This window comes from Streptomyces sp. NBC_00029, from assembly GCF_045160505.1.
Lineage (GTDB): Bacteria > Actinomycetota > Actinomycetes > Streptomycetales > Streptomycetaceae > Streptomyces.
In genome coordinates this window covers 8681607-8706565 of sequence record NZ_CP108292.1, presented here as the reverse complement: position 1 = coordinate 8706565, position 24959 = coordinate 8681607, and the positions used below count along the sequence as shown (strand labels likewise).

Here is a 24959-nt window from a genome sequence, read left to right as displayed (position 1 = left end):
TGGGCGGCTGCCTGGGGCGGTCGGGCCCGGCGTCGTCGTTCTCCGGGCCGGTACGGACGTTCTCCGGGCCGGTACGCAGCGGACCGGGTGTGCGTGGACGTCGTGGGGCTGGCCGCGGGTCGGATTTCCGCGGTGGGGCCGGAGCCCCGTCCGGGTTCTCGCGCCGGGGCCCGGTTCCGGGGCGGGCTTCGGGGTTTCCGGTCTGCGGAAACCCCGGGGCTCCGCCCGGGGGCCGGGGGGGCGGATGTCAGGCGTTTTGCCTGGTCGGCCTGCCTGCAGGGCTCGATGCGACGGCCGGCGGCCGGGCGGCCCCGCGATCCGGGGCAGGCGGCCGGCTCTGATCGTCAGAGCGCTATGCCCTCATTACGTAGATATTCTGTGAAGTGTGATCGAGTCTGGACGGCCGCGGCTCCGCCGGCGCCCCGGCCCGGGAAGACTTGTGCGGCTGTCGCCGGTCATCCTGACCGTCGTCATCGCCAGCCTGGCCTACGCCACTCCTCCGGAAATGGCCTTCAGCCGTCTCCTGCCCGCAGCGCCGGCCCTCGCCGCCGCCATGTGGCCGGTGCTTCCCACCGTTCTGCTCGGGACGGTCTGCCTCCTTCTGATGATCGGCCTCGGCTTCGTCTTCCCCGATCTGGGGACGTGGTGGACGGCCTCGGGGATCATCGCGGTCACCGTGGCGGCCGCGTACGGAAGCCACGTCCGGCTCCAGCGGGAGCGCACCCTCTTCCAGGTCCGGCTCGTCGCCGACGCGGCGCAGCAGGTGGTGCTCAGCCCCATGCCCCGCCGCTTCGGCAGTATCGAGATCGAGGCGCTGTACCTGGCGGCCGCGGCCGAGGCACGCATCGGCGGGGACTTCTACGAGGTGGTCGACACGCCCTTCGGGGTGCGGCTGCTCATCGGTGACGTGCGGGGCAAGGGCCTGCCGGCGGTGGGGGCGGCCGCGGCGATCGTCAATGCCTTCCGGGAGGCCGCCTACAGCGAGAAGGACATGGTCAACGTCGCGCGCCGGCTGGATGCCAGCAGCACCCGCTACAACGCCGCCTTTCCACCCGAGGGGCCGATGGAGCGGTTCGCCACCGCCCTTCTCGTCGAGATCCCGCACGAGGGGAGACGTATCGGCATCCTCAATTGCGGGCATCCCCCGCCGCTGCTCCTGAACGGCGGGAAGGTCCGTTTCCTGGAGCCCACCAATCCTTCGGCGCTGCTGAGTCTCGCGGAGCTGATCGGCGACCACTACAACGTCGACACCTTCGATTTCGCCCCCGATGACCTGCTGCTTCTCTATACCGACGGGATCGCCGAGACCCGCGCCCGCGACGGCGAGTTCTTCCCGTTGGCGGCCTGGATGCGCCGACAGCCCCCGACACCGCCCCGTGAGCTGCTCACGGCCCTTCACCGCGACCTTCTCGACTACAGCAGAGGAGGTCTCGACGACGACATCGCCGCCCTCGCCGTACGGCTGTGCAGGCCCTGAGCCCTGCCCGGGTCTGCCGTTCGGTTCAGTCTTCGGTGTCCGGCGAAGCAGGTGCGTTCCCGGCGGTGGGGGTGATCCGGGCGGTCCATGACCAGGGCTCCCGGGGCGGATCCCATTTCACCTCGGTCTCGGTGTCGTGGAAGTGGCGCGCGAGTTCCCTCACCATCACCGCCGCCGCGGCCCGTGCTTCCTGCGGTCCGGTGCCGGTGGGCACGTCCAGGCGGCCGCAGAGCATTCCGCCTTCCACGGTGAGGATGCTGGTGCGCCAGCCCTCCGGCGTCGCCAGCAGGACGATCCCCTTCGGAATGCCGAAGACGGGGCGCTTCCTCTTCACCTTCTTGCGTCTGACCATGCCGCCATTCAACGACGGCCGGGCCGGTGGGGGCTTGCAGGGGGCGGCGCGCTCGGGCGGGCCGCCCCCCGGGCATCACTTCGACTGGTAGACGCCGAAGACGTCGAGCACCAGGTCGGCGTCCTGGTAGCCCTGGTTCCAGAAGGTGATGACGCCGTGGTCGCCGTCGCCGGCCTGCACCAGGTTCGGGACGATCGCGCCGGCCGTCCAGTTCAGGGTGGAGGTGCCGGGGCGCGGTGCGGCGGGTGCGGCGCTCTCGCCGGGCGCCGGCAGCGGGTAGGGGCTCGGCTCCACCGAGAGGAACCCGTCTCCGCCGGTCTCGGTGACGGTGGTGTTCAGTACGTACGCCTCGACACCCGTCGCGGCCTCGGGTGTGAACCCCTGCGTGATGTACTCGCGGGCCCGGAACCGGCCGCCGGGCCAGCCGTAGGCCTCTTCGCGGGTGTCGAGGGTGCGGAACGGGGTGAAGGGCAGGAAGGCGGCCTTGCTGTCCTTGCTGTAGTAGCCGACGACGTCGACGACCACGTGGGCCGGCATCCAGGCCCCGTTGAAGACCTTGATCGTCCCGTCCGCGGCCACCGGCACGATCACGGCGTTGGCGACCGTCTGGCCGGTCACGAAGTTCAGGTTCGATGCCGTCGGGACCGGCCCGTCGCCGTAGGCGGTCAGGTGGCCCGTCCCCTGGGGTTCGGTCACCGTGACGTTCAGCGCCACGGCCGTGATGCCCTCGGGCACCCCGTTCAGGCCGCTGATCCGGGTCGTGAACGCGCTGCGTGCGGCGAGTTTGCCCGGGGCGGTGCCGGTGCCGAGGCCCTTACGGGTGTCCACGAACCGGGCGGGCGCCATCGAGGTGTAGCCGGCGGCCTGGGCCCGGGTGAAGTAGCCGGTGACGTCGGCGATCAGGTCGACCGGCTGTCCGCCGCCGTTGTAGAGCTCCACGTACCCGTCCTCGCCGACCGGCACGATCACCAGGTTCGGGACGGACCGGCCGGCCGTGTAGTTCAGGTTGGAGGTGCCCGGGCGGTCGTAGCCGGTGCCGGGCCATGCGGTCACGTAGCCGCTGTCGACGGTCTCGGTGACCGTGACGTTGAGGGCGACGGCGGTGACGCCCGCCGGGACGGAGGCGTTGCCGGCCACCTTGACCCGGGCGGAGCCCTGTCCGGGGACCTTGGCCGCGGGTGCGCCGGTGCCGGTGCCGTAGCGGGTGTCGAGGAGCCGGGTCGGGGTGTGCGGGGTGAAGTCGGAGCCGGGGGTGAGGAAGGCGCCTCCGTTGACGGCCTGGACGGCGTTGGCGGTGTCGGTCACCGTCACCTTGACCTGGTACTCGCCGGACTTGTCGTACGTGTGGGAGTGGTGCAGCTCGGCGGTGCCCTGGGCGGTGAGCGTGTCGGTCTTCCCGTCGCCCCAGTCGATGACGACGCCGAGTGCGAAGTCGGCGCTGGTGATCAGAGTGGTGAGCTCGATGCCGTGTGCGGTGTAGCTGGTGCCGCTGACGTCGACCGCGAGGGTCGGGTTGGCTCCCGCGTCCAGTGCGGCCGGCCCGTCCTGTGCGGCCTGCGCCGTCTGCGGGGCTTGTGCGGCCTGTGCGGTCTGTGGCGCGGCGGTTTTGGCGTTCGCCTTGCCGTTGCCCGCGGCGGTGGCGGCGGGCAGGGCGGTACGGATCGTACGGTCGGCCGGGCTGTGGAAGCCCTTGGAGGTGGATGCCTCGGCTATCGCCTCGGCCACACCGGCCGCGGCGGGTACGGGATCCGCCGCCTGCGCGGTGCCCGGGATGATGCCGAGACCGGCGGCCACGAGGGCAGCGGTCATTACGAGTCGGTGGTTGCGCACCGGCCCCCCAGTTGTGGTGATGAGCGAAGAGGGGCCACCGTATGGAAGGTTCCGGCCAAGGGTCGCGGGGTTCTGTCGGGATTCACTCCATAGGGGCCAAGGCTTTACCGGCTGTGCGGTTTGTGATCGACAGGAAGCCGCCGGAACGGGCCGGGCACGCCCGGCCGGCAGGCGCCGGCCGGCACCGGCGGCCGTGGCGGCCGCCCCGTCGCCGCGGAAGCGGTTTCTCGCCACTCGCGGGCCGCCCGGGGGCGCCCTTCACCGGGTTTCGTTCATGATGCATTCATCGCATGCGGCATGCGATGAATGATGCCGATCGCCCGATTCGGACACCGACATGACGGGGTGTTTCCTTGACCGCTTGCCCACGGATGCTCCTGGCGCTGATCGCGGCCCTGTGCGCCGTCATCGGCGCCACCGCTCTCGGCGCGGCCCCGGCGGCAGCAGCCGATCAGCGTCACCCGGTCTATGCCATCGCGCACCGCGTCGACACCCTGGGCGGTGTGGACGCCGCGCTCGCGCACGGGGCCAACAGCATCGAGATGGACGTCTGCGCCTGGTGGAACCCGAACGAATGGCGGGCCTGGCACGACTGTTCATCGGCCGGTGACAACCGGCTGGGCCCCAGCTTCGACAGCATGATCGACCGCATTCTCGCCCACGCGAATGCAGGACGCCGGCTGGCGCTGGTCTGGCTGGACATCAAGGACCCGAACTACTGCGGGGAGCGGGAGAACCGCGGATGCAGCGTCGCGGGACTGCGTGACAAGGCGCAGCGGCTGACGGCCGCCGGGATCCCGGTGCTCTACGGGTTCTACGAGTACCACGGCGGCAGCGACCCGGACGTCGGCGGCCGGGGGTGGAGGAGTCTGGAGGGCAGGCTCGGCGGTCTGGAGGGGATCACGACGACCGGGACCCGCGACCGGGTCCAGGGTGCCTTCAACCGGTCCGGTCCGGGGTTCCCGGCCGGCCGCCGGGTGATGGACTACGGCGACAGCGACATCACCAAGGGGTTCGGCAACTGCACGGAACCCACGTACTACACGTGCGCGGAGCTGAAGAAGGGCGCCGCGGACCGTGACAGCGGGGCCCTCGCGGCCACCCTGGCCTGGACGACCACGTACAACGATCCGTGGTACGTCGACAAGCTGCTGGGCGACGGGCGGGTGGACGGCATCATCGCGGGCTACGGGGCCTTCACCGGGGTGCGTGACTACAACGGCGGCTGGCAGTGCGCCCATTCCATCGGCCTCGTCCGCGACTGGGTGAACCGCCACGGCGGTACCCATCGGATGGCGACCGCCGGTGACCGCCTGTTCGGCTAGGGCAGCACGACGATGCCGTGCACCGGCCGGGCCCGTATCCGGTGCACGGTGTCGCGGTCGCGCCCGGCGCCCGCGGGGGCGGGTCCCCGCGGGGGCGGTCAGCCGGTGAGGGTGGCGAAGAAGGCGCGGACGTCGGTGAGGTACGCCTGCGGCTGTTCCAGTGCGAGGAAGTTGCCCCCGTGTTCCAGCTCGCTCCAGTGGGTGATGCGGTGGTCCCGCTCAGCGAACCGGCGGATGGCGACATCGGTGTTCAGGACGACGGCGACGCCGGTGGGGACGGTGCCGCGCGGCTTCGGTGCCCAGGCGCTCGCGTCGTGGCCCGCTTCGTAGTAGAGGTTCGCCGAGGAGCCGGCCGTGCCGCTGAACCAGTAGACGCTGATGTTGGTCAGCAGGCGGTCGCGGCCCACCGCGTCCTCGGGGAGTTCGGCGGCGGGGTCCGTCCATTCCTTGAACTTCTCGGCGATCCAGGCGAGCTGGCCGACCGGCGAGTCGTGCAGGCCGTAGGCGAGGGTCTGCGGGCGGGTGGACTGGATGGCGTTGAAGCCCATCCGGTCCTGCTGGAACTCCTCCAGCCGGGCGAGGCGTTCCTGCTCGGAGGCGGTCAGCCCCTCGCATTCGGCGGGGTCCCCGGAGGGGAAGGTGATCAGGCCGTTGACGTGGATGCCGATGACCCGGTCGGGGGCCCGGCGCCCCATCTCGGCGGCGATCCAGGCTCCGCCGCCCGTTCCCTGGACGCCGTACGAGTCGTGTCCGAGCCGGCTCATCAGCTCGACGAACGCGGCGGCGATGCGGCCGGTGTTCCAGCCGGCCTCGCCGAGCGGGCCGGAGAAGCCGGTGCCCGGCGTGGAGGTCACGACGACGTGGAAGTCCTGCGCCAGCGGCCGGATGACGTCGACGAACTGGACGAACGAGCAGGGCCAGTCGTGCAGCAGGAGCAGCGGGACGGCCGCCGGGTTCTGCGAACGGACGTGGAGGAAGTGGATGTTCTGGCCGTCGATCTCGGTGGTGAACTGGGGGAACTCGTTGAGCTCCGCCTCCGCCTTGCGCCAGTCGAAGCCGTCGGCCCAGTACGCGGCCAGGGCCTTGAGGTAGTCGCCCGGCACGCCCCGGCTCCAGCCGGCGCCGGGGATCTCGCTGCCCCAGCGGGTGCGCCCCAGCCGGTCGCGCAGGTCGTCGAGCTCGGCCTGCGGGATGTCGATGCGGTAGGGGCGGATCCGGGCGTCGGTGTTGCTGCTGGTCTCCATGGGTAGAACGATATTCTCGATATAGGCACGGTGCCTTCCTAATGACACTTCAGGCTGGGCTTCATGCTTGATACTTCCGCGCGTCTGCTGCGTCTGCTGTCCCTGCTGCAAACCGCTCGGTCCTGGCCGGGGTCCGAGCTGGCCGAGCGCTTGGGGGTGAGCGGGCGGACGGTCCGCAACGACATCGACCGGCTGCGTGAGCTCGGTTATCCCGTGGACGCCACGCGCGGCACGACCGGCGGCTACCGGCTGGGCGCCGGGGCGGTGATGCCCCCGCTGCTCCTCGACGACGAGGAGGCCGTCGCGGTGACGATCGCCCTGCACACCGCTGCGCAGGGCACTGTCCCCGGCACCGAGGAGACCTCGCTGCGGGCGCTGGCCAAGCTCGAGCAGGTGCTGCCCTCGCGTCTGCGCAGGCGTGTGCGGGCCTTGCGGGCGTACACGGTGGCCGTGCCCGCCGACCGTCCGGCGCCTGCCGTCTCCGCGGAGGTGCTGACCGTCCTGGTGTCCGCCTGCCGCGACCGGGAACGGCTGCGCTTCGACTACCTGGACCACGCCGGGGCGTCCACCCGCCGCATCGTGGAGCCGTACCGGGCGGTGAACTGGGGACGGCGCTGGTACCTGGTGGCATGGGACGTCGAGCGCGAGGACTGGCGGACCTTCAGGGCCGACCGGATCCGGCCCCGTACCCCGGCCGGGCCGCGCTTCGCCCCGCGCGAGGCGCCCGACGGCGACCTCGCGGCGTACGTCTCCCGGCGGGTGTCGGGCGCCGCGTGGCGCTACCGGGCGCGGGTGACCGTGCACGCTCCGGCGGCGGTGGTGCTGGAGCGGATCAACCCCGCGGTCGGCACGGTCGAGGCGATCGACGCCGACAGCTGTGTCCTGATGACCGGTGCCGACACGGTGCAGACCCTCGCCGTCCATCTGGGCATGCTCGACTGCGACTTCGACGTCACCGGGCCGGAGGAACTGGTCACCCATCTGCGCCTGCTCGCGGAGCGCTGTGCCCGCTCGACGCCGCCGCTCCGCTGAGGCGGCCGAGCCGGGCGCCGGGTGCGGGGCCGGGCGTCGGGTGCGGGGCCGGGCGTCGGGTGCGGCGTTGCGGCCTCCGGCTCCGGGCGGGCGGGAACGGGCTCAGCCGCGTGCGGCGACGGCCGTCCCGAGGAAGGACCAGCCGTCGGCCTTCGTTTCGCGCCGCTCCCCCGGTTGCCACCCGCGGGCCAGCGCCGCGTCGAGCAGGACCCGTACGGTGCCCGGTTCGTGCAGGTTCAGGGCGCCGACGCCGACCTCTCCCACCTCGCCCGATCCCGTGGTGAACCCCGAGACGTACCGGGTGGGACCCTCGTCGAAGACGAAACGCAGCAGGCCGCCGGTGCCCGGCGGCTGAGCGTGCAGGGTGAGGGTTTTGCGGCAGCCACCGTTCTCCGGCACGTGGTGGCCGTGGCGGACCGTCCACATGTAGGTCCGCCCGTCGGCGACGAGCCGGCGGGGCTTGTTCGAGGAGCGGGGCATACGGCGGAGCGTACGCGGCCCGGCGGGACGGTCCCAGGGATTTCCTTCTCGCCGGGCCGCCACTTCCCGGGCCCCGTTCCCCGGGCCGCCGCTCCCGGGCCGCCGGTCCCCCCGCGGCGCCGTTCCCCGTGGCCGGCCGGTCGCCCCAGCCGGCCGGTCGCCTCAGCCCCCTTCGGCGAGCGCCGCGACGCCCGGGCCGGTGAGGTCGTCCAGGGCCACCCGGCGGCCCGCCACCGCCATCAGGAGGGAGAGCGCGGGTCCTCTGGCCTCCGGTCCGGAACCGATCGCCAGGTCGGCGTCCTTGGCCGTCAGACGGACGCGCGTCACCAGCTCCTTGGCCCCGCCGAACGACGCGGGGGTCCGTGTCTGCAGCCTGAGTGCCCTGACGACGGCCTCCTGCGGGTAGCGGCGGGTGAGCCCCAGGGGCCGTCGGATGTCCTCACCGTGCACGATCTCCTCGACGAGGCGGCTGTCCAGGGGCGCCGGTGGGGTCGACGTGCGCGGGGCCGCCTCGCGCAGCCGCTGCAGGGTCTCGTGCGGCGTGGCCCCGCGTGCGTGTTCGACGCCGCGGGCGTTCTGCCGGTCGAAGTCGAAGCGCGCCCGGACCAGTCCGGTCACGAAGCCCAGGCGCGTCGTGCGGGCCGTGTCGACCAGATGGGCGACCACGTCGTGCACGGTCCACCCCTCACAGAGCGACGGCTGCCGCCACTGCTCGGGACCCAGGCGCTCCAGGTCCTCGATCAGGGCCGCCCGTTCGGCGTGCACCATCCGCCAGACGTCTTCCACCATGGTTTTCCCTTCGTCGCTCACAGTGTCCGCCGGGCAGGGCCCGGCGGCCCGGACATCCGTCAGTGCGCGGCCGGCGTCTGCGCGTTGCGGTGGAGGGCGTCGCGCAGCCGGGCGGCCTGGGTGACCAGGCGGGACCTGCCGCCGCGGGCCGCGGTGTCGGCGAGCCCGGCCGGCTGGGGGGACGTCGCTGCGCACTGCTCCGCGCATTCGGCGGCCGTCGCCAGGAGGTCTCCGGCGCCGCGCGGATCGGCGGTGCCGGTCAGCAGGGCGGGCAGTGCGGCGGACAGTACGGCCCAGGTGGTCGCGTAGGCGCCCGTCGCGGCGGCGGTGCGCAGCGAGTCGGCGAGCCGGTTGGGCTTGACCGTGCCCAGGCCGATCAGGTCGGCCAGGTCACCGCCGAGGCGTACGGCGTCCAGGTCGCCGCGGGCGGCGAGGGTGAGGAGCGCGTCCACGGCCCGCAGCCGGTCCTCGGGGTGCCGGGCGCCGAGTCCGGTGGCGACCGCCAGGTGCAGGGCCGGGCCGGCGGGCCCGCCGGCCGCGGCGAGCAGGGGCAGCTGTGCGGAGCCTGCGCGCCCTTCGTGGACGGCGTCGGCGATGACGGCCGGCAGGCCCCAGGCGGCGAGGGTCTCCCGGTCCTCGGGGAGCACCGAGAGCAGCAGGGCGGTGTCCCCGCCGCCGTCCCAGCAGCGGTCGTCCGCGGTGCGGGCGCGCGCCAGTTCGTGGAAGGGGGGCGGGAACTCGCGTACCACGGTGGTGCGTTGTGCGGTGTCCATCACGAGGCGTGCGGGTGTCCGGCCGCCCCACCGGTACTGCACCGTGGGCGCGGTGCGGCGGGTGACGGGCACCGGCTGTCCGGCGGCGCCGAGCCAGGCGGCGAGGCGGTCGCCCTCGGGCGTGCCGAGGGCGGCGGCCTGTGGGGCGACGGCCGGGTCCCGGCGGACCCGCAGCAGGGCCTGGGCGAAGTCGGCCGGGGCGGGGTCCTCGCCGAGGCGGCCGTACTCGGCCAGGCGGGCGACCAGTACCCGGGCGTCGAGGGAGCCGGTCTCCACGGTGGGCGTGGCGAGCAGGAAGGGCAGGGGCCGGGTCATGATGCGGTGCGCGGCCTCGCTCACACGGGCGTGGAGGGCGCTGTGGAGGCCGGTGTGGTGGCAGTCGGCGCGCCAGGACGCGAGCGCCGGCTGTGCCTCGGCCGTCGGCGGCATGTCCATGATGGCGGCGGCGACGTGTTCGAGGCCGGGGAGTTCCTGGGTGTAGTGGCGGGACTGTTCGGGGTCGAGCCACCAGCGGCCCGCCAGGGCGGGACGCAGGGCTTGGGCGAGGGCCGCACGGTCGCGGTGGGAGTGCCGCACCAGTGCGTCGAGGGCGCGCTCGAACTCCTCGACGCCCGCGGTACGGGAGTTGACGACGGCGGCGAGGAGTTCCACGGTCTCGGCGACCGTCCGGGGGGACGGGGCGAGCGGTGCGGGGACGGGGACCGGCGGCAGGATTTCCTCGTAGGGGGCGGTGGCTGCGGCGGGAGCGGCGGCGGCTCCGAGGAGTTCCACGGCGCGGGCCCGGTGGAGCGGGCTCAGCAGCTGTGCCCGGTCGGCGAGTTCGTCGCGCAGTACGGGATCGTCGGTGAGATGCGCGGCGGCCAGTTTCAGGGCCCGTTCCTGGATGTCGGTGTCCGGGTGCCCGAAGGCCTCGCCGAGCTCCGGCAGCAGCTCGGGGGCGGCGGACGGGTCGCGGGTGAGTTCCCTGCCGATGAGTACGAGTTGTGCGCGGACCAGCTTCTTCTCGGTGCGGAACAGGACGGCGCCCGACATTTCGGCGAGCATGCGGGGGGTCAGGTGGCCGGCCGCCGCGACCCGGGCCAGGGTCTGCTGGGCGGTCCCGGCGACGGCGGAGGGGGCGTCGGCGGCCATCGCGATCCAGTCGGCGGCCCGCTCCCGTTCCTCCTCGGCGGTCGGACGGAGCGCTTCCAGGATCGCCTGGTAGGGCTTCAGGTGGGCGGGCTTGCCGCCGCGCAGCAGTCTCGCGGTGCACCCGTCCAGGAGGGCGGCGCGGTCCAGGCACCCCTCGTCGGCCAGGACGGCCAGTGCGCCGGGCCATTGGTTGTGGTCGGCCGTCTCCCAGCGCCGTTCGAGGGCCCGGACCGGTTCGGCGGTCTCGAACAGCCGTGGGGCGAATGCGGTGATGTGGGGGTCGCGGCGCAGGGCGTCCACGAGCGGTGAGCCGGTGGCTCCCACGGCCGCGGCCCAGCCTTCGACGCAGCCGTCGGTGGTGGGTGTCTCGCAGCCGGCGAGCCGGACGAGTGCGCTGATCAGCGGGTAGTCCTGCTCGGCGGTGGTGGGCCGGTCGGCCAGCCGGTGGGCGAGCTTGCCGAGCCACTGCGGGTCGTGGCCGGAGAGTACGTCGAGCAGGGCGGCGGTGGGCGGCTGCGGCCTCCAGCGGCGCAGGTCGGCGGCGCCGATCCAGGCGGCCGCGGCCGCCGCCCCGGTGGTGCAGGCGGCTCCGGCGACCGCCAGGGCCGGGCTCATCAGGTCCCGTTCCCGCCAGCGTTCCCAGCGCGAGGCGCGCAGTTCGCGGCGCAGCTCCTTCAGTTCGGTGAGCAGGACCCTGCGTTCGGCGGGCTCCAGCGGCTGGAGGAGTGCGGGCAGTCGGGCGGTGCGGCCCGCCCGTACGGCTGCGAGGACATCGGCGGTGGTGGCCGCGGGGGCGGGCGTGGCGGTGGCGGTGGCGGTCATCGTGCGGCTCCGGACGGGGCGGGGGTGGTGGTGGGGTGGGCGGCCCGCAGGGCCATGCGGGTGGCGAGTGCGTGCTTGCAGGGGCCGCGGCGGCCCCGGTAGTCGGCCCACCACTGACAGGTGCAGCTGAGTGCGCCACCCGACTCGCGGACCTGGTAGCGGCGTTCGCCGGAAGCCACCACGGCGGTGCCGGGGTGCTCCAGGGTGACCGCGCCCGCCGCCAGCAGGGCGCGGGCGGCGACCAGCCGCGGGTTGTGGCGCTCGGCGCGCCGGGCGTCGTAGGGCAGTTCGCGGTGGAAGTACGCGGCTTCGGCGACGTCGTAGCCGACCCGGCCGGCGGTGCCCAGGCGGGTGAGGGCCGCCCGTACGCGGTCCACGGGCAGCCCCGACTGGCCGGCGAGGTCGGCCGGATCGATACGGGGTTCCCAGGCGAGCAGGACCGAGATCAGTTCGGCGTCCTCGGCGGCCGCGTCGGTGGCGAGGGCCTCCAGGACACCGCCCTCACCGGAGAACCCGCGGCCGGCCTCCGGTGACAGGGTCAGGGTGAGGCGCATCCCGGGCAGGCCCACTTCCCACGCGGAGGCGGTGGGGCCCGCGCCGTCCGGTGCGGGGCCGTACACGCGCAGGCCGGTCGCGTGGCGCAGCACCCGCTGGAAGGCGGCGAGCCGTTCGGGGCCGGGCAGGCAGACCGCGCCGGGCACCGGCCGGGTCGTGGGGCGCAGTGTGCGGCCCGCGGGAACCACCCACAGGGCGCCGCCGGCGGCCCCGCCGCCCGTCGCGGTGCGCGGCAGGGAGCGCAGGAAGCGGGCCGTTTCGGCGGCGCCGAGTTCGGCCCGCAGGTCGAAGCCGGTGGTGACGGCCTGGGATTCGGCGAAGCCGCGCAGCCAGCGCTCGGGGAGCGGGACCTTCTTCTCGACGAGAGGTCCGTCCAGGGTGGTCACCGCCATGGCGTCGGGGCCGACGCGCAGGTGCAGCGGGTCGTCACCGCTGAGCCGGGACAGTGCCTCGCGCAGCGGGTTGTTGACGTCGACGTTGGTCGTGCCGTGGCCCGTGTCGGCGCCGCGCAGGCCGTCGGGCAGCACGTCGAGCCGGGCGTACACCCCGCAGCAGCCGGAGAACGACTCGAAGCGCAGCCGGTCGCCGTTGCCGGTGACCACCGGGTCGAGGGAGGCGCGCAGGGTGCGCTGGTAGTAGCGGGCCGCGGCCACGTCCGCGACGGCGAGCAGGGCCCGTGCGGCCGCCTGAGGTGCGCTCAGGAACCCGGCGAAGAACTGGGGGTGGGCATCGGTGCCGGTCGGGGTCAGGCCTGACGCCGTCTCCAGGTTGAGGGCCTGGCCCGCGTCTGCGGCGGTCAGGGAGGAGGGGCGTGCGTAGGCGAAGGTGTGTGCGGTCCGCGTCATGTCGCAGAAGCTAGGCGGAGCCACTGACAACGCCGTGCGCCCGCGTGGCTGACGCGGTGAACTTCCTTGGCGCGGGCGGGCCGCGAACCGGGCGCGGCCGCCGGGGTGTCGGTGCCGCCGGGTGGCGTGCGTGCCGTGTGCGGAGCGTGGTCCTGCACGGAAAGGATCCTGGAGGAGTTCTCCGCTGTCGCCTGCGGAGCTGCGCCGTTACCATCCCGGGCGGGCGGAGCCGTAGCGCAGAGGTCGACGCGCGCGGTCTCCAAAACCGCGAGGACGCCGGTTCGAATCCGGTCGGCTCCGCCTCTTGCCGTGCGGTGGCCGGCGTTCCTCCTGCGGATGATCCGGCCGGTGTCAGAGTCCTCCCTGGACCGCTGCGGCGGCGGGTCCCTGTGCGGCCCTGGCGTGCTGCATGGCCGTCAGTCTGCGGACGAACAGTACGGCGAGGACGGCGGCCACGAGGTCGAAGGCGTCACCGGCCAGCATCGTCAGGGCTGCGTCGCGCACGGCCTCGGCGCTCTCGGCACTGCTGTAGGCCCGGCCGCCGTACCACCCCAGGAGCTTGGACAGCACGAAGAGGCCCCACCAGAGGTTGACCAGGGTCAACGGGAAGCGGCGGTAGCCTCCGTCGGCTGCGGAGGGCGTGCTCGACCCCCAGGTGGTGACGGCGATCCGGTACGGGAGCCAGAGGTTGGCGAACGGGATGAACCAGGCGCCGATGGCCCAGCCCGTCTTGAGTTTGTCCGCACCCGGGGCGAAGGCCTCGGCGTTCGTGCGCACCCGGTGGAACCAGATGATGAAGACGATGCCCGTCACGATCACGGCATTGCCGTGGACCGTGCCGGCGAGGCCGGTCAGCCTGGTGCCGCGGTCCAGCTCGGCGTCGCTCACCGCGGCGGAATCGGCCAGCATCCGTTCCATGAGCGAGTGGAGGTTCCAGTCGGCGTACAGGGTGCAGGCGTCGGAGGCGATGACCAGCGCGAAGAGCACGGTCAGCGCGGTGGCCAGGCCCACGGGCGCGCGCAGCCGTCCGCCCCTCGCGTCGGGCACGGCGTACGGGCCCTGTGCCGGGGGCGGGGCCGGTGGAGTGGCCGGAGTTGCGGGCATGCTGAGGAACCCCCACGGGTGCGGAACATGAAGAGGCGCGCGCCGGACGGGGCGGGCCGAGGAGGAACCTACGTCAGCAGGTCCGCCCCCGTCACACCCGTTGTTCCGGGCCGGTGGTGCGGCGGAGGGTGCGGATCGCGGGGATCGCGCACAGTGCGGCGCTGCCCGCCAGGCAGGCGCCCGCCGACACCAGCAGCAGCCGGCCCGGGGAGGCCAGTGCGGTGGCCGGTCCCGCCAGTATCTGGCCCAGCGCGATCCCGGAGACCGATCCGGCGAGCTCGTACGCGGTGACCCGGTTGAGGAGGGCGGGCGGGGTGTGGGTCTGGACGCTGGTCGCCCACATCACCGACCAGAACGCCATGGCGCCGCCGCCGAGTACGTGGCCCGCCAGCAGCGCCGGCAGGCCGGCGTCCAGCGCGATGCAGAGCGGCAGTGCGGTGTAGAGCGCCATGGCCACGGTGCCGGCGGCCAGCGGGCGGGCGGGGCGCAGGGGCAGTGCCAGCAGGCCGCCGAGCACCGTTCCGGCGCCGAGGCAGGAGACCGCGAGGCCGTAGGCGTCCGGGCCGAGGCGGGCGCCGATCAGTGCCGAGCCGAGCGGTACCAGGGGGCCGAAGACCAGCACGCCGTAGCCCATCCAGATGAGGATGACCGCCCACATCCAGGTGCGGGCGCGGAATGCCTGCCAGCCCTGGCGCAGGTCGCGGCGGAGCGAACCGGTGGTGCGGGCGCGGGAGTCGGCGTCGGCCGCGGCGGGCGCGGGCGCGTCGACGGTGGGCTCGGCGGGCTCGGCGGGGGTGAGGCGGATGAGGGTCAGGCACAGGCCGCTGAGCAGGAAGGTGCCGGCGTCGATCGCGTACACGGTGCCGGCGCTGGTCAGGGTGATCAGCAGGCCAGCCAGGGCGGGGCCGAGCAGGTGGGCGAGCGCGTCGGCCACCTTGAGGGTGGCGTTGGCCCGTTGCGGCTCGCGGGCGACCAGCGGGACCATCCCGTTCGCGCCCGGCAGGAACATGGCGACGGCCGCACCGGCCAGTGCCGCCATGGTCACCAGCAGCCAGAACGGCGGGGTCCCGGCGAAGAAGGCAGCGGCCAGGATCCCCTGGGTGAGTACCCGTACGAGGTCCGCGCAGACCATCATCCGGCGGGCGCCGAACCGGTCGGCGAGGACCCCGCCGAAGAGGACGAGGAGGACGAACGTCCCGGTCCAGGTACCGAGGACGAGGCCGACGCCGGAGATCCCGTACAGGGCGCCGACGGCGAGTGCGGCGGCGACCGGCATCATCGCGTCGCCGAGGAGCGAGACCGCGCGGGCGGTGAAGTAGAGGGTGAAGCGGCGGTCCCACAACGGGGGCCGGGTGGCCAGTGGATCGGGCCGGCGGCCGGTCGGGGTCTGAGTGGCGGTCACACCACCGATATTGGACTGGACCAATCCCCCGTCCCCAGTGTCCTGAACGACATGATGGGGTACTTTCCCGCCATGACGCCGCGTTCGCTGCCCACGTCCCCGGCGCTGCACAGGGTCGTGGCCCTGCTTCAGCCCCCGCAGTCGTCGTTCCCGCTGGCCTGTGCGGCCGAGGTGTTCGGCGACCACGGCCCGGAGATCCCCGCCCGCTACGCGTTCGGGGTCTGCACCGAGCACCCCGGCCCGGTGCGCACCCGGTCCGGCTACGACATGCTGGTCACCGCGGGCCTGGACGCGTTGGAGGGTGCGGACACGGTGCTGGTGCCCGGCTGGCAGCAGCCGGCCGGCACCGAGGTGCCGGGGGCGGTGGTCGCGGCGGTCCGCCGGGCCCACCGGCGCGGCGCCCGGATCGTCGGCATCTGCTCGGGCGCCTTCGTGCTCGCCGCCGCCGGACTGCTGGACGGCCGGCGGGCCACCACCCACTGGGCGCAGGCCGCCGGACTGGCCGCCCGGTTCCCGCAGGTACGGGTGGACCCCGCGGTGCTCTACGTCGACCACGGCGACGTCTCCACCAGCGCCGGGTCCGCGGCCGGCGTGGATCTGTGCCTGCACCTGGTGGGTGTCGACCAGGGCGCCGCGTACGCGATGCGGATCGCCCGGCGGATGGTGATGCCGCCGCACCGCGAGGGCTGCCAGCTGCAGTACGCCGAACTGCCCACCTCCGGACCGGTGACCGACTCGCTGGCCCCGCTGCTGGAGTGGCTGGGCGGGCGGCTCGACCAGCCGGTCAGTGTCGCCGAGATGGCGGTCCGCTCGCAGGTCTCGGCCCGCACGCTGACCCGGCGCTTCACCGAGCAGCTGGGCATCAGTCCCGGACGCTGGCTGCTGGACCGCAGGATCGCCGCGGCCCGGGCGCTGCTGGAGGAGACGGACCTGCCCGTGGAGACCATCGCGCGCAGGGTCGGTCTGTCCTCGGCGGTCAATCTGCGCCGGCGCTTCCACGAGGCCGTGCGCACCACACCGGCCGCCTACCGGCGTGCCTTTCGCGCGGAGCGGGCCGGGTAGCGGGCCGGGTGGCGCGGCGGCGGTCCGGCCGGGCCCGCGTGCGAGGATCCCCACCATGGATCATGAAGCCGTGTGGACGTCCGGAGCTGCGGGGCGGCCCTGCGCCGGGCCCGAGGAGGTCGTGCGCATGGTGCGCGATGCCGCCCGTGCGGAGCCGGGCGGGCGTGTCGAGGTGCTGGTCGTCTCGTGCGAGCTGTGCGGCAGCGGGGCGGACGGGTTCGAGGTCGCCAAGGGCGAGTGTTTCTGCGTGGGTTGCTGCATACCGGTCGGCATCACGGACGGGGACGTGTACCCGGCGGCGTACCCGTGGACGCTCGCGCCGTCCGGGGTCCCGCTGCCGCCCGCCTCGCCGGGGCCGGGCTTCGAGCCGTCGGACCTGCCCGAATGCCCCGCAGGGGACGGCGTGTTCCAGGTCGCGGTCGCGCTCTCGTTCGCGCAGGACGGAGCGGTACGGAGCATCTCGGTCGGCCTGAGGTGCCCGCAGGACGGCGCGCTGTGCCTGTACGTCGACAACGCGCACGTGGTTGCGGCCGCGGCCTGACCGGCGCACGGGCGCACGGGCTCGCGGGCTCGCGGACTGGCGGACTGGCGGACTGGCGCGACCGGTAGTCGTGCGGGTTGCCCGGCGCCGATACCGGCGGGCTCCCCCGGTCCCTGTCAGGATGGGCCCGTGACCGAACCTGATGCGTTGGCGGGCTCGTGGTACCGGGGGAAGGGGTCCGCCCTCTCCCTCTGGTCGAAGGACTCGGTGTTGTCGATCGGCTCCGTGGGGTCGGTCCTGTCGATCGGCTCGGTGGGGTCGGTGCTGTCCGTCGGATCCGTGGGCAGCGCGCTCTGCGCCGCGTCCATCGGGTCCTCGCTGTCCATGCTGTCCGCCGCTTCCTGGCTGAGCACGGGCTCGGTGCTGTCGGCGCAGTCCCGCTGGTCGGTGTTGTCCTGGCGCTCGCGCAACGGCTTCATGGCGGCCGGCGTCGTGGCCGCGGCGGCCGCCGCCGGACTCGCGCTGCACCTCAGGGAGCACCGCGGCGGCCGTTAGGCCGTCGGTTGTGGGCCGTGGCGGTTGTCGTGCCCAGCTGTTCGGGGGACTCCGGGGGCTCCCCCGCTCCTGTGCGGCCCGCCGCGGGCACCTCTCGACCAAACGAGAGAGGGACACGATGCCGCTCTATCTATCGAGGTTCAGCTACACGCCCCAGACCTGGGCGCGGCTGATCGGTCATCCGGAGGACCGGGCGGAGGCCGCCCGGTCCTACATCGAGTCGGTCGGCGGGAAGCTCCACGGCTTCTGGTACGCCTTCGGCACCCACGACGGCTACAACCTGTGGGAGGCCCCCGACAACGTCTCGATGGCCGCCGTCTCGCTGGCGATCAGCGGAGGCGGTGCGCTCAGTTCGTTCGAGACGACCGTGCTCCTCACCGTCGAGGAGACCCTGGACGCCCTGCGCAGCGCCGGGCAGATCGGCTACCGGCCCCCCGGCGAGCCGGGGTGACCGGGGCCCCGGGGCGAGCGGCCTCCCCTGACGGGAGCTGATGGGTCCGGGCCGCCGGACGGCGGGGCACGGGAAGGGGCCGCCGCCCCGTCCGGGGCGGCGGCCCCTTCCTGCCTGCATCCGTGTCCGGTAGCGGGGGCTAATTGCCGATGTTGCCGGTCCACTGGCCGGCAGCCCGCATCAGGGCCTCGTTGCTCATGATCTGGGTTCCGGGCAGGCTCGCCATGCCGATGTCCCCGGCCGGGGCCGCGCCGTTGTGGGAGCCGACCGTGTTGTCGCGGCCGGCGTTGAAGACGTCGTCGCCGGCCACCTGGCTCAAGTCACCGAAGACGATCGAGTACGTGTTGGTCACCGGTGCGTAGACGGTGAAGGCGTCGTCGGCGGAGGCCGCGGACGCGCCCGCCAGGATGATGCCACCGGCGGCGAGAGCGGTCAGGGCGCAACGGATCGATCGCACGGGTACTGCCTTTCGTGGAGGGGTGTGGGAGCAGTGCGAAGGTAGGCCGCTTCGCGCGCCGAGACCCCGTACCCGCCGCCGTACGGCCCGAGTCCATCCGTACGGCGCAGCCTCCCGGGCGCGGGTCCGGCCGGACCGCGCCCGGGGTCCGCTGGGGGGTATCTGGTCGATCAGGCCGAGCCCTGCGTGATCGGCAGGACACCCCCTAGCTAGGGGCCGGTGGCCACGCAGGCGAGTGCCTGGGCGAGGGTGAAGGCCCCCGAGTACAGGGCGCGGCCGATGAGGGCGCCGTCGACTCCGTGCGGGGCCAGCGCGGCGACCGTGCGCAGATCGTCGAGGGTGGCGATGCCTCCGGCGGCCAGTACGCCGCCGGTGGTGCGGCGGCACACCTCGGCGACGAGTTCGAGGTTGGGGGTGGAGAGGCTGCCCTCCCGGCTGACGTCGGTGACCACGTAGCGGGTGCAGCCGGCCTCGTCGAGAACGGTGAGCGCCTTCCACAGGTCGCCGGCGTCCGTGCCCCGGCCCGGCCCGGCCAGGCGCGGGCCGTGACCGGTCAGGTGGACGGGCAGGCTGACGCCGATCCGCCTGCCGTGCCGGGCGATGGCCTCGGCGCACCAGGGGAGGTCGGTCAGCGCGCTGCGGCCGAGGTTGAGGCGGGCGCATCCGGTGGCGAGGACCCGTTCGAGGGTGGCCGTGTCGTGGACGCCGGACCGGCACATGAGCTGGACGTCGATGGTGAGGGCCTCGATGATGCGGCGGGCCTGCGGGAGGTCGAAGCCCCCGTCGTCCTCTTCGGCCATCACCAGGTGCAGCCAGGTGGCTCCCTGGTCCTGGAAGGCCAGCGCGGCCGCGACCGGATCGCTGCGGTCGGGTTCCGGCACCTGGCCGTCCCCGACCAGGTGCACCACCCGGCCGCCGGCCACGTGCACCGAGGGGAACAACTCGAACCCGGTACCGGTACCGGCCTGCTGTACTGCGACCGCGTCCTTCGAAAGGCGCGACATCCCACCACCGTCCCTCTCGTACGTCCAGCCGGGAACCCCCGCCTGCTCCGCCCGCACCGTAGGAGCACGCGGGCCGGGCGTATACGGCGCGAACCCGCCACCGCGGCCCGGCCGGTGGCCCGCCCGTCCGCGCGGGGGCGGGTCATCGTTGCGGGGCGGCGTACCAGCGGCGGTGCACGAGCGGTTCGACGCACAGGACGGCAGCGCCCGCGGCCGCGCCGACCAGGAGTGCGGGCGCGCCGCCGCCGGAGGCGAGGGTTCCGGCGCAGGCGGCGGCCAGGACGAGCGGGCGCAGCAGGGTCAGGGGGCCGAGGCCGGCCACCAGGGCCAGGGTGCTGGCGCGGAACGGCAGCACGAGGTACGCGGCGAGCGACAGCAGGACGGCCGTGGTGTAGCAGGCGAGGGGGACGAGGAATCCGATGGCGCCCTCGGCGAGTGCCGCGTACGTCCGGTCGCGGTCGGCGGCGGCCAGCAGGACGGCGCCGGCCGTGAGCACGGGGGCGAGCAGCAGGCCGGCTCCGACGGCCAGGCCGCGCAGGGTCGCCCGTACGACGGCGCGGTGCTTGCGGATCCTGGCGTCCCGCCCGGCGTGGGCGCGGAAGCCGCTGAAGGCCGAGTCGACCAGGCCGAGCGCGGTGAGGGTCACGGCCAGGGCCGGTGCCGCGTCCTGCGGGGTCACCGCGCCGCTCCGGCGAGGTGTTCGGGGCCCACGAGGCGGCGTGCGGAGCGGCCCATGGCCCGGCGCAGCGGTGCCTCCAGCTCGGGCCGGATCCCGATGACGGGGCGCAGGGTGGTGCAGAACGGGTTGGCCAGGCCCCGGGGTTCGTAGAGCAGCGGCCGCATCCCCGGCGCGGCCGCCGCCTGCAGCAGGGTCTCGTCGGTGTGTGCCCGGCGGGCCGAGGCGACACCGTCGTGGCGGCCGAGCGGGTGGCGCATCCGTGACCGGTGGAACACCCAGGCCCCGATGGGCGCGAGCCGGGTGGCGGCGATGTCGAAGTGGCAGAAGGCGAGGGCGGGCGAGGCGGCCTGGGCCCGGAAGAACCCGGCGAGGTCGGGGCCGCGGAAATGGTGCAGCACACCGGTGGACACGTACACGGTGGCGGCCTCCGGCAGGTCGAAGGCGTTGCCGTGGACGAAGCGGCAGTCCAGGCCCTCGGCGCGGGCCAGCCGGGCGGCCTCGCCGACGAGGGCGGCGTCCAGGTCCACGCCGACGAGTTCGACGTCCGGGCCGAGCGAGTGGTGGGCGGCGAGCCAGCGCACGGCGTATCCGAGGCCGGAACCGACGTCGACCAGGCGCAGCCGGCCGGTGGCTGTCGCGCGGACGGCTTCGAAGACCGGGCCGAGGATGTGGACGAGCCGCTTCCCGAGGCGCAGTTCCTCGCTGAGCCGCTGCAGTTCGGTGTGCACGCCGATCATGAGGCGGTCCACGGCGTGGGGGTCGAGCACGTCGTGCCGGTCGGCGGGCAGCCGGGCGACGATGCGGGCGGCGTGCCGGTCGCCGGCCTCGCGGAGGCGGTGCACCACCTCGGCCCTGCGCACGGGCAGGCGCGCTCCGGTGCGCGGGTCCGTGGCGGTGATCAGGTCGGATATCTCGAGGTGCGGCACGATCGTGAACCCTAACCGCTGCCGTTCCGCCCCCACCCCGGCCCGTTCCGCCTCACCCCGGCCCGGTCCGGCCGTGCCCGTTCGGCGCGCGGCCCGGTCCACGCGGTGCCGGGCCCGCGCGGTGCCGGTGCCCTGCCCGTCGTGGCGGTATATGGGTGGAGCCGGTCGGGCGGGCGCCGCAGGATGGGGCGCATGAGTCTGCCGAGCGCCCCGCACCAAGTCGAGTTCCTGCACCACCCCTGCCCCGACTACCCGCACCTGACCGCCTGGGGCATCCGGGTCGACGGCACCGACCTGCGCGTCCTCGTGGCGGAGGCGACGCGCGCGCTGTGGGGCCGGGAGCTCGAGGAGGAGGACGACGACACCCCGCAGGAGCGCGAGGAGTTCCTGCTGCGCCAGCACGCCCCGCTGTACTTCGACGACGCCGACGGCGCCCTGGCCCGGGCCCACTTCCTGGGCGGGGCGCAGCCGGAGCTCCTCGACGGCGACCCCGGCGCCCTGTACCTCCTGGGCTGCCGCTGCGGGATCGACGCCTGCTGGCCCCTGTCCGCCACGGTCCGTGCGACGGCCACGGAGGTCACCTGGTCCGGCTTCCACCAGGTCCACCGGCCGCAGTGGGGCGAACTGCCCATGGGGCCCTATGTGTTCGCGCGCCCGGCCTACGACGCGGCCCTGGCGGCGCCGGTCCCGCTCCCCCAGGACCCTGTCGACGCGCTGCTCGGGGAGGGTTAGGGGTTCGGGTGCAGGGAGCGGAGGCGGTCGGCGACGTCGTGGACGGTCAGGCGCAGGGCGCGGATGTCGGTGATCAGGTCGCGCCAGGGCCCGAAGGCGGTGTCGACGTCCTGGCCGGAGGCTTTGATGTAGGCGACGGCGACGCCGTAGCCGAAGTACTCGTTCCTGGCCGGCAGTGGGCGGGTGAGCACGATCTGCTCCAGCAGCGCGGCCGCCCGCCAGTACGCGTCGGGCTCGTCCGTCCCCCACGACGGGGTGTTGACCCGGTGCCGGGCGACGGCGGCCACCAGACCCGAGTAGTCCAGGACTCCCAGGTTCTTGCCGCCCAGGAGTTCTTCCTGACGGTCCAGCAGCCACCGGATGTCGATGCGCAGTTCCAAGGTCAGGCCGCCCCGCTCGCACCCGGGGACAGGGACCGGGACGGGGGCAGCGGTCCGCCGGGGGCGGCCGTGGAACGGTCCCGCGCCCGGGAGTCGGCCTTCATCGCATCCGCCATGCCCCAAGTATGCATCCGTGCATACCTTTACGAATACCCGCGCCCGGCCGCCCGGCCCGTGATCCGGGGAGCGGGTGGTGCCCGGCGCGGTGGCCGGCGGGCCGGGCAGTGGCGCCGCCCTGTCCCGGACGAGGGGCAGGTGCGTCTTCCGGTCCGCCGGCGGTCCGGCGAGGTCGACGTCCGCCGTGTGCAGGGGCTGTTCGCCGCTCGCGGCCCGGTCCAGGGGGTGCTCCGCGGCGCCCGCGCCGGGGTTCGACTATCGGCTCGGCTGAGCGGGCGGGGGCGCTGGGGGGGGCCGGCCGGAGGTGGCCGCGGTGCGGTAGCCGCCCCCGGCCGGCCCGGGGGTGTGTCAGGTGGTGGGCGGGGTCCAGTCGGCGGGCAGGCCGGACTGGGCGAGGACCGCGGCCAGGCTGTAGTGGTCCTTGTTGGAGACGATCCGGCAGTGGTGCCTGTCGAGGTCGATCACCGTGGTCATCGGTACGGCGAAGGGCTTGGGGGCGCCCTTGAGGTGGCCGGAGTAGACGGACCGGACGGTGATGCGGTTGCCGTCGCTGCGGGTGGTGCGGATGGTGACGTGGACGTTGTCGATCAGGGAGTCGGCGCGGGCCTTCCACCCCGAGATCTCCTTACGGCCGCGGAAGGTGGCCGCCACGGCTTCGTCGGTGTAGGTGCCGTCGGCGGTGAACAGGGCGCCGAGCGCCCGGGGTTCGCTGCCGTTCCAGGCGCGGGCCCAAGCGGTGACGATCCGCGGGACGCGCCGGTCGGCGGCCTGTGCGGAGGACGCGGCGGCGGTGGCGGTGGCAGGGGTGGTGTGTGCGGCGTAGGCGGTGGGGGCGGCGCCGCAGAGGGCTGCGGCAGCGGTCAGCACCGTCATGGCACGGAGGGTGCGGGAGGTCATGGTTGATGCTCCTTCAGGGGCGGATGCGGCCCTGCCGGCGACGGCGCCGGGCAGGTGGGGCGGGGCCTTCGGCCACGGGGCGGGCAGGGAGCCGTTCCGGGCCGCGGGCATGGGCGCTGCCTCGTCCGTCCGAGTACGTGCAACGTTCATGGCGCACAGACTCACGCGGGGCGGTGTCCACTCTCCAGGCCCGGCAGGGGCCTGTGACTGTCCAGCACTGCCCACCGGTGTCCACCCGCAACTGCCGCGGGGGCGCATGCCGTTCGTCCGGCAGGGGTGGTGCGGTGGTGCCGATGGCGGTGCCCGCCGAGGCTGGGCCGCATCCGGTGCCCTCGCGGTGTGCGCGTGTCCGCGCCGGGCGGCTGTCCGCCGTGGTCACGGGGCCGTCCCCGCGGCCGGGCCGGTCGTGGTCCCGGCCGGCGCGGCCGGTACGGATCCCGCATTCGTGCCGGACGGGTCCGTGATGCCCTGCTGGAGCGTCGGCCGGGCGGGCGCGGCGGCCGCGTACACGCACGAGCGCCCGGCCGGGTGGTCCCGGCCGGGCGCTCGTGCGTATGCGTGCTGTCCGCTGGCGGCTTAGTACCAGTGGTTGTTCTGCCAGAAGTTCCAGGCGCCGACGGGGCTGCCGTAGCGGTCGTTCATGTAGTCCAGGCCCCACTTGATCTGGGTGGCGGGGTTGGTCTTCCAGTCCGCGCCGGCCGAGGCCATCTTCGAGGCCGGCAGGGCCTGGGCCAGGCCGTACGCGCCGGAGGAGGCGTTGGTCGCGGTGTGGTTCCAGCCGCTCTCGTGCGAGATGATCTTGTCGAAGGCGGCGAACTGGGCCGGGTCCTTGATCATCTGCTGCGCGATCGCCTTGGCGCTCATCGGGGCCGCCTGGGCGGGAACCGTGGCAAGCATGGAACCGGCGACACCGAGGGCGACGACGGTGCCCGCGAGGGCCTTCTTGGAGGTGGCGATGCGGCGGATGATGGCGTTGGACACGGATGGACCTTCCGACGGGGACAAGGGCGGTCGCACGCATGCCGAAGACATGCGTGAGCCACTCACGCAAAGGAGAGGGGTTCGTCGGCGGCGGGTGAAGTACCTGAAGTACCCCTGCCGCCTTGCGACTCATCCAGTTCTACAGACGCCCCGACGGCCTGGCAACGACCCCGCTTACTAGGGACCTTCGCAGTCGGGGGCCGACGGGCCTTCGGGGGCCCGGGAGGCGCGGCATCGGGCCTGCGGTGGCTACTATCCCGGTTCGTATGTGACGTGGGCCCTATGGGGCGGGTCACCAGCGGGACGCCCGAATCTCACCGATTGTCACCGGCTGTACCCCTTTGAGGGAGCCATCTCGATGCCCGAATTGCCTAGTTATCGAAGGAAATGGGTGGAGTGGAGGCTGTCTCTCCTCCGTGGGGGGGCTCTGAGGCCGGTGGCGGGCGGGTGGCCGCCCGCCGCGTGCGGCCACCCTCCGGCCCGCGCGCGCGTCCATCCGGGCGAAGGTTCCGGGAAACCCTGCCCGTCGCGCCTCATGGCGGGCCATGGTCGCTTCCAGGAAGAACGGCACGGAGAACAAGGATGGGGACATTGCATTTCTTGAGGCGCACCGGAACGGTCCTGGGCGCGGCTGCGCTGACCATGCTGGCCGTCCCGGCCCCCGCTCACGCCGCGGCGGTCGCGTGCGGCGGGGGGACGTCGACCGGCCGGGTGGCCGTCAACGGCTGCATCAGCGCCCAGCGGGGATCCGCCGGCAGGTTCCCCACGCGGGAGATCACGGCGCACATCAGGGCACGGAACACGGGAGCGAAGGGGCTGAACGTCTCCTACGAGGCGTTCTTCCGCGTCGTCGACGGTGGCCACTGGGAGAAAGTGGGCAGCGGCCGCACCCATGTCCGGGCCGGTGAGTCGATCGGCCCCCTCGAGGTGGGAAGCACGACCCGGGTGTGCGGTCCCGTGAAGGTCGAGATCCGGGTACACGCCCGGGCCGACGGCGCCGCCTGGAGCGGCTGGTCCCCCGCGGCCACGAAGCAGTGCCAGACCTGAGAGCCCGGCGTTCGCGTGCCCCCGGGCGG

General features: G+C 73.9%; 25 protein-coding genes and 1 tRNA gene. 10 read left to right on the top strand and 16 right to left on the bottom strand.

Annotated elements, in window-relative coordinates:
- Positions 1–439: 439 nt before the first annotated feature.
- Positions 440–1477 (top strand): PP2C family protein-serine/threonine phosphatase, encoded by a 1038-nt coding sequence (locus tag OG753_RS40100; RefSeq protein WP_327260088.1) that lies wholly within the window; start codon positions 440–442, stop codon positions 1475–1477.
- Positions 1478–1502: 25 nt separating this feature from the next.
- Here the strand turns inward: OG753_RS40100 and OG753_RS40095 are convergent, their stop codons facing one another.
- Complete coding sequence (locus OG753_RS40095; RefSeq protein WP_327260089.1) at positions 1503–1829, bottom strand: hypothetical protein; 327 nt, start codon at positions 1827–1829, stop codon at positions 1503–1505.
- Between the two features lie 75 nt (positions 1830–1904).
- Positions 1905–3638, bottom strand: a complete 1734-nt coding sequence (locus tag OG753_RS40090) for a PKD domain-containing protein (RefSeq protein WP_327260090.1) — start codon at positions 3636–3638, stop codon at positions 1905–1907.
- Between the two features lie 374 nt (positions 3639–4012).
- On the opposite strand from OG753_RS40090, the gene OG753_RS40085 reads away from it, so the two are divergent.
- Positions 4013–4984 (top strand): phospholipase, encoded by a 972-nt coding sequence (locus OG753_RS40085; protein ID WP_405786617.1) that lies wholly within the window; start codon positions 4013–4015, stop codon positions 4982–4984.
- Between the two features lie 98 nt (positions 4985–5082).
- Here the strand turns inward: OG753_RS40085 and OG753_RS40080 are convergent, their stop codons facing one another.
- Positions 5083–6228 carry an epoxide hydrolase family protein gene (locus OG753_RS40080; protein ID WP_327260092.1) on the bottom strand — a complete coding sequence of 382 codons (1146 nt, stop codon included), beginning with the start codon at positions 6226–6228 and terminating at the stop codon, positions 5083–5085.
- Between the two features lie 63 nt (positions 6229–6291).
- Between OG753_RS40080 and OG753_RS40075 the strand changes: the two genes are divergently transcribed.
- Entirely contained in the window at positions 6292–7260 is a 969-nt protein-coding gene (locus tag OG753_RS40075) for a transcriptional regulator (RefSeq protein WP_327260093.1), read from the top strand.
- 102 nt (positions 7261–7362) lie between these two features.
- Here the strand turns inward: OG753_RS40075 and OG753_RS40070 are convergent, their stop codons facing one another.
- From OG753_RS40070 to OG753_RS40055, 4 genes are all read right to left on the bottom strand, one after another.
- Positions 7363–7740, bottom strand: coding sequence for a hypothetical protein (locus tag OG753_RS40070; RefSeq protein ID WP_405786618.1), 378 nt, complete (start codon positions 7738–7740; stop codon positions 7363–7365).
- A gap of 162 nt (positions 7741–7902) precedes the next feature.
- On the bottom strand, positions 7903–8529 hold the full coding sequence (locus OG753_RS40065; protein WP_327260095.1) for a maleylpyruvate isomerase family mycothiol-dependent enzyme: 627 nt from the start codon (positions 8527–8529) through the stop codon (positions 7903–7905).
- Positions 8530–8588: 59 nt separating this feature from the next.
- Positions 8589–11255 (bottom strand): DUF6493 family protein, encoded by a 2667-nt coding sequence (locus tag OG753_RS40060; protein ID WP_405786619.1) that lies wholly within the window; start codon positions 11253–11255, stop codon positions 8589–8591.
- Complete coding sequence (locus OG753_RS40055; RefSeq protein ID WP_405786620.1) at positions 11252–12655, bottom strand: SWIM zinc finger family protein; 1404 nt, start codon at positions 12653–12655, stop codon at positions 11252–11254. The genes OG753_RS40060 and OG753_RS40055 overlap by 4 nt, the downstream gene beginning before the upstream one ends.
- A 225-nt stretch (positions 12656–12880) precedes the next feature.
- Between OG753_RS40055 and OG753_RS40050 the strand changes: the two genes are divergently transcribed.
- A tRNA-Trp gene (locus tag OG753_RS40050) sits at positions 12881–12955 on the top strand.
- 51 nt (positions 12956–13006) lie between these two features.
- Here the strand turns inward: OG753_RS40050 and OG753_RS40045 are convergent.
- The gene (locus tag OG753_RS40045; RefSeq protein ID WP_405786621.1) at positions 13007–13759 is read right to left on the bottom strand and encodes a DUF4328 domain-containing protein; all 753 of its coding nucleotides are present in this window, start codon (positions 13757–13759) and stop codon (positions 13007–13009) included.
- Positions 13760–13850: 91 nt separating this feature from the next.
- On the bottom strand, positions 13851–15161 hold the full coding sequence (locus OG753_RS40040) for an MFS transporter (protein ID WP_405786622.1): 1311 nt from the start codon (positions 15159–15161) through the stop codon (positions 13851–13853).
- Between the two features lie 72 nt (positions 15162–15233).
- Here OG753_RS40040 and OG753_RS40035 point away from each other — a divergent pair, with 72 nt between their 5' ends.
- The 4 genes from OG753_RS40035 to OG753_RS40020 all read left to right on the top strand — a co-directional run bounded on the left by OG753_RS40035 (position 15234) and on the right by OG753_RS40020 (position 17710).
- Positions 15234–16223 carry a GlxA family transcriptional regulator gene (locus OG753_RS40035; RefSeq protein WP_405786623.1) on the top strand — a complete coding sequence of 330 codons (990 nt, stop codon included), beginning with the start codon at positions 15234–15236 and terminating at the stop codon, positions 16221–16223.
- Positions 16224–16278: 55 nt separating this feature from the next.
- Positions 16279–16764, top strand: a complete 486-nt coding sequence (locus tag OG753_RS40030; protein ID WP_327260101.1) for a hypothetical protein — start codon at positions 16279–16281, stop codon at positions 16762–16764.
- A 129-nt stretch (positions 16765–16893) separates the two neighbouring features.
- Positions 16894–17259 carry a hypothetical protein gene (locus OG753_RS40025; RefSeq protein WP_327260102.1) on the top strand — a complete coding sequence of 122 codons (366 nt, stop codon included), beginning with the start codon at positions 16894–16896 and terminating at the stop codon, positions 17257–17259.
- 118 nt (positions 17260–17377) lie between these two features.
- On the top strand, positions 17378–17710 hold the full coding sequence (locus OG753_RS40020) for a GYD domain-containing protein (protein ID WP_327260104.1): 333 nt from the start codon (positions 17378–17380) through the stop codon (positions 17708–17710).
- Positions 17711–17849: 139 nt separating this feature from the next.
- On the opposite strand, the gene OG753_RS40015 is transcribed toward OG753_RS40020, so the two are convergent.
- The 4 genes from OG753_RS40015 to OG753_RS40000 form a co-directional block, all read right to left on the bottom strand.
- The gene (locus tag OG753_RS40015) at positions 17850–18167 is read right to left on the bottom strand and encodes a hypothetical protein (protein ID WP_327260105.1); all 318 of its coding nucleotides are present in this window, start codon (positions 18165–18167) and stop codon (positions 17850–17852) included.
- 209 nt (positions 18168–18376) lie between these two features.
- Positions 18377–19171 carry a HisA/HisF-related TIM barrel protein gene (locus OG753_RS40010; RefSeq protein ID WP_327260106.1) on the bottom strand — a complete coding sequence of 265 codons (795 nt, stop codon included), beginning with the start codon at positions 19169–19171 and terminating at the stop codon, positions 18377–18379.
- Positions 19172–19313: 142 nt separating this feature from the next.
- Positions 19314–19850, bottom strand: a complete 537-nt coding sequence (locus tag OG753_RS40005; protein ID WP_327260107.1) for a hypothetical protein — start codon at positions 19848–19850, stop codon at positions 19314–19316.
- Entirely contained in the window at positions 19847–20776 is a 930-nt protein-coding gene (locus tag OG753_RS40000) for a class I SAM-dependent methyltransferase (protein ID WP_327260108.1), read from the bottom strand. Before OG753_RS40000 ends, OG753_RS40005 begins: the two co-directional genes overlap by 4 nt.
- A gap of 192 nt (positions 20777–20968) precedes the next feature.
- Here OG753_RS40000 and OG753_RS39995 point away from each other — a divergent pair, with 192 nt between their 5' ends.
- A complete protein-coding gene (locus OG753_RS39995) occupies positions 20969–21508 on the top strand; it encodes a hypothetical protein (protein ID WP_405786624.1) in 540 nt (179 codons plus the stop codon).
- Here the strand turns inward: OG753_RS39995 and OG753_RS39990 are convergent.
- The 3 genes from OG753_RS39990 to OG753_RS39980 form a co-directional block, all read right to left on the bottom strand.
- Positions 21505–21888, bottom strand: coding sequence for a toxin Doc (locus OG753_RS39990; protein ID WP_327260110.1), 384 nt, complete (start codon positions 21886–21888; stop codon positions 21505–21507). The two genes, OG753_RS39995 and OG753_RS39990, sit on opposite strands and share 4 nt — an antisense overlap.
- 465 nt (positions 21889–22353) lie before the next feature.
- Positions 22354–22902 carry a nuclear transport factor 2 family protein gene (locus OG753_RS39985; protein ID WP_405786626.1) on the bottom strand — a complete coding sequence of 183 codons (549 nt, stop codon included), beginning with the start codon at positions 22900–22902 and terminating at the stop codon, positions 22354–22356.
- A gap of 576 nt (positions 22903–23478) precedes the next feature.
- Positions 23479–23934, bottom strand: coding sequence for a transglycosylase SLT domain-containing protein (locus tag OG753_RS39980; RefSeq protein WP_327260112.1), 456 nt, complete (start codon positions 23932–23934; stop codon positions 23479–23481).
- A 549-nt stretch (positions 23935–24483) separates the two neighbouring features.
- Here OG753_RS39980 and OG753_RS39975 point away from each other — a divergent pair.
- Positions 24484–24930, top strand: a complete 447-nt coding sequence (locus tag OG753_RS39975) for a hypothetical protein (RefSeq protein WP_327260113.1) — start codon at positions 24484–24486, stop codon at positions 24928–24930.
- Positions 24931–24959: the final 29 nt, after the last annotated feature.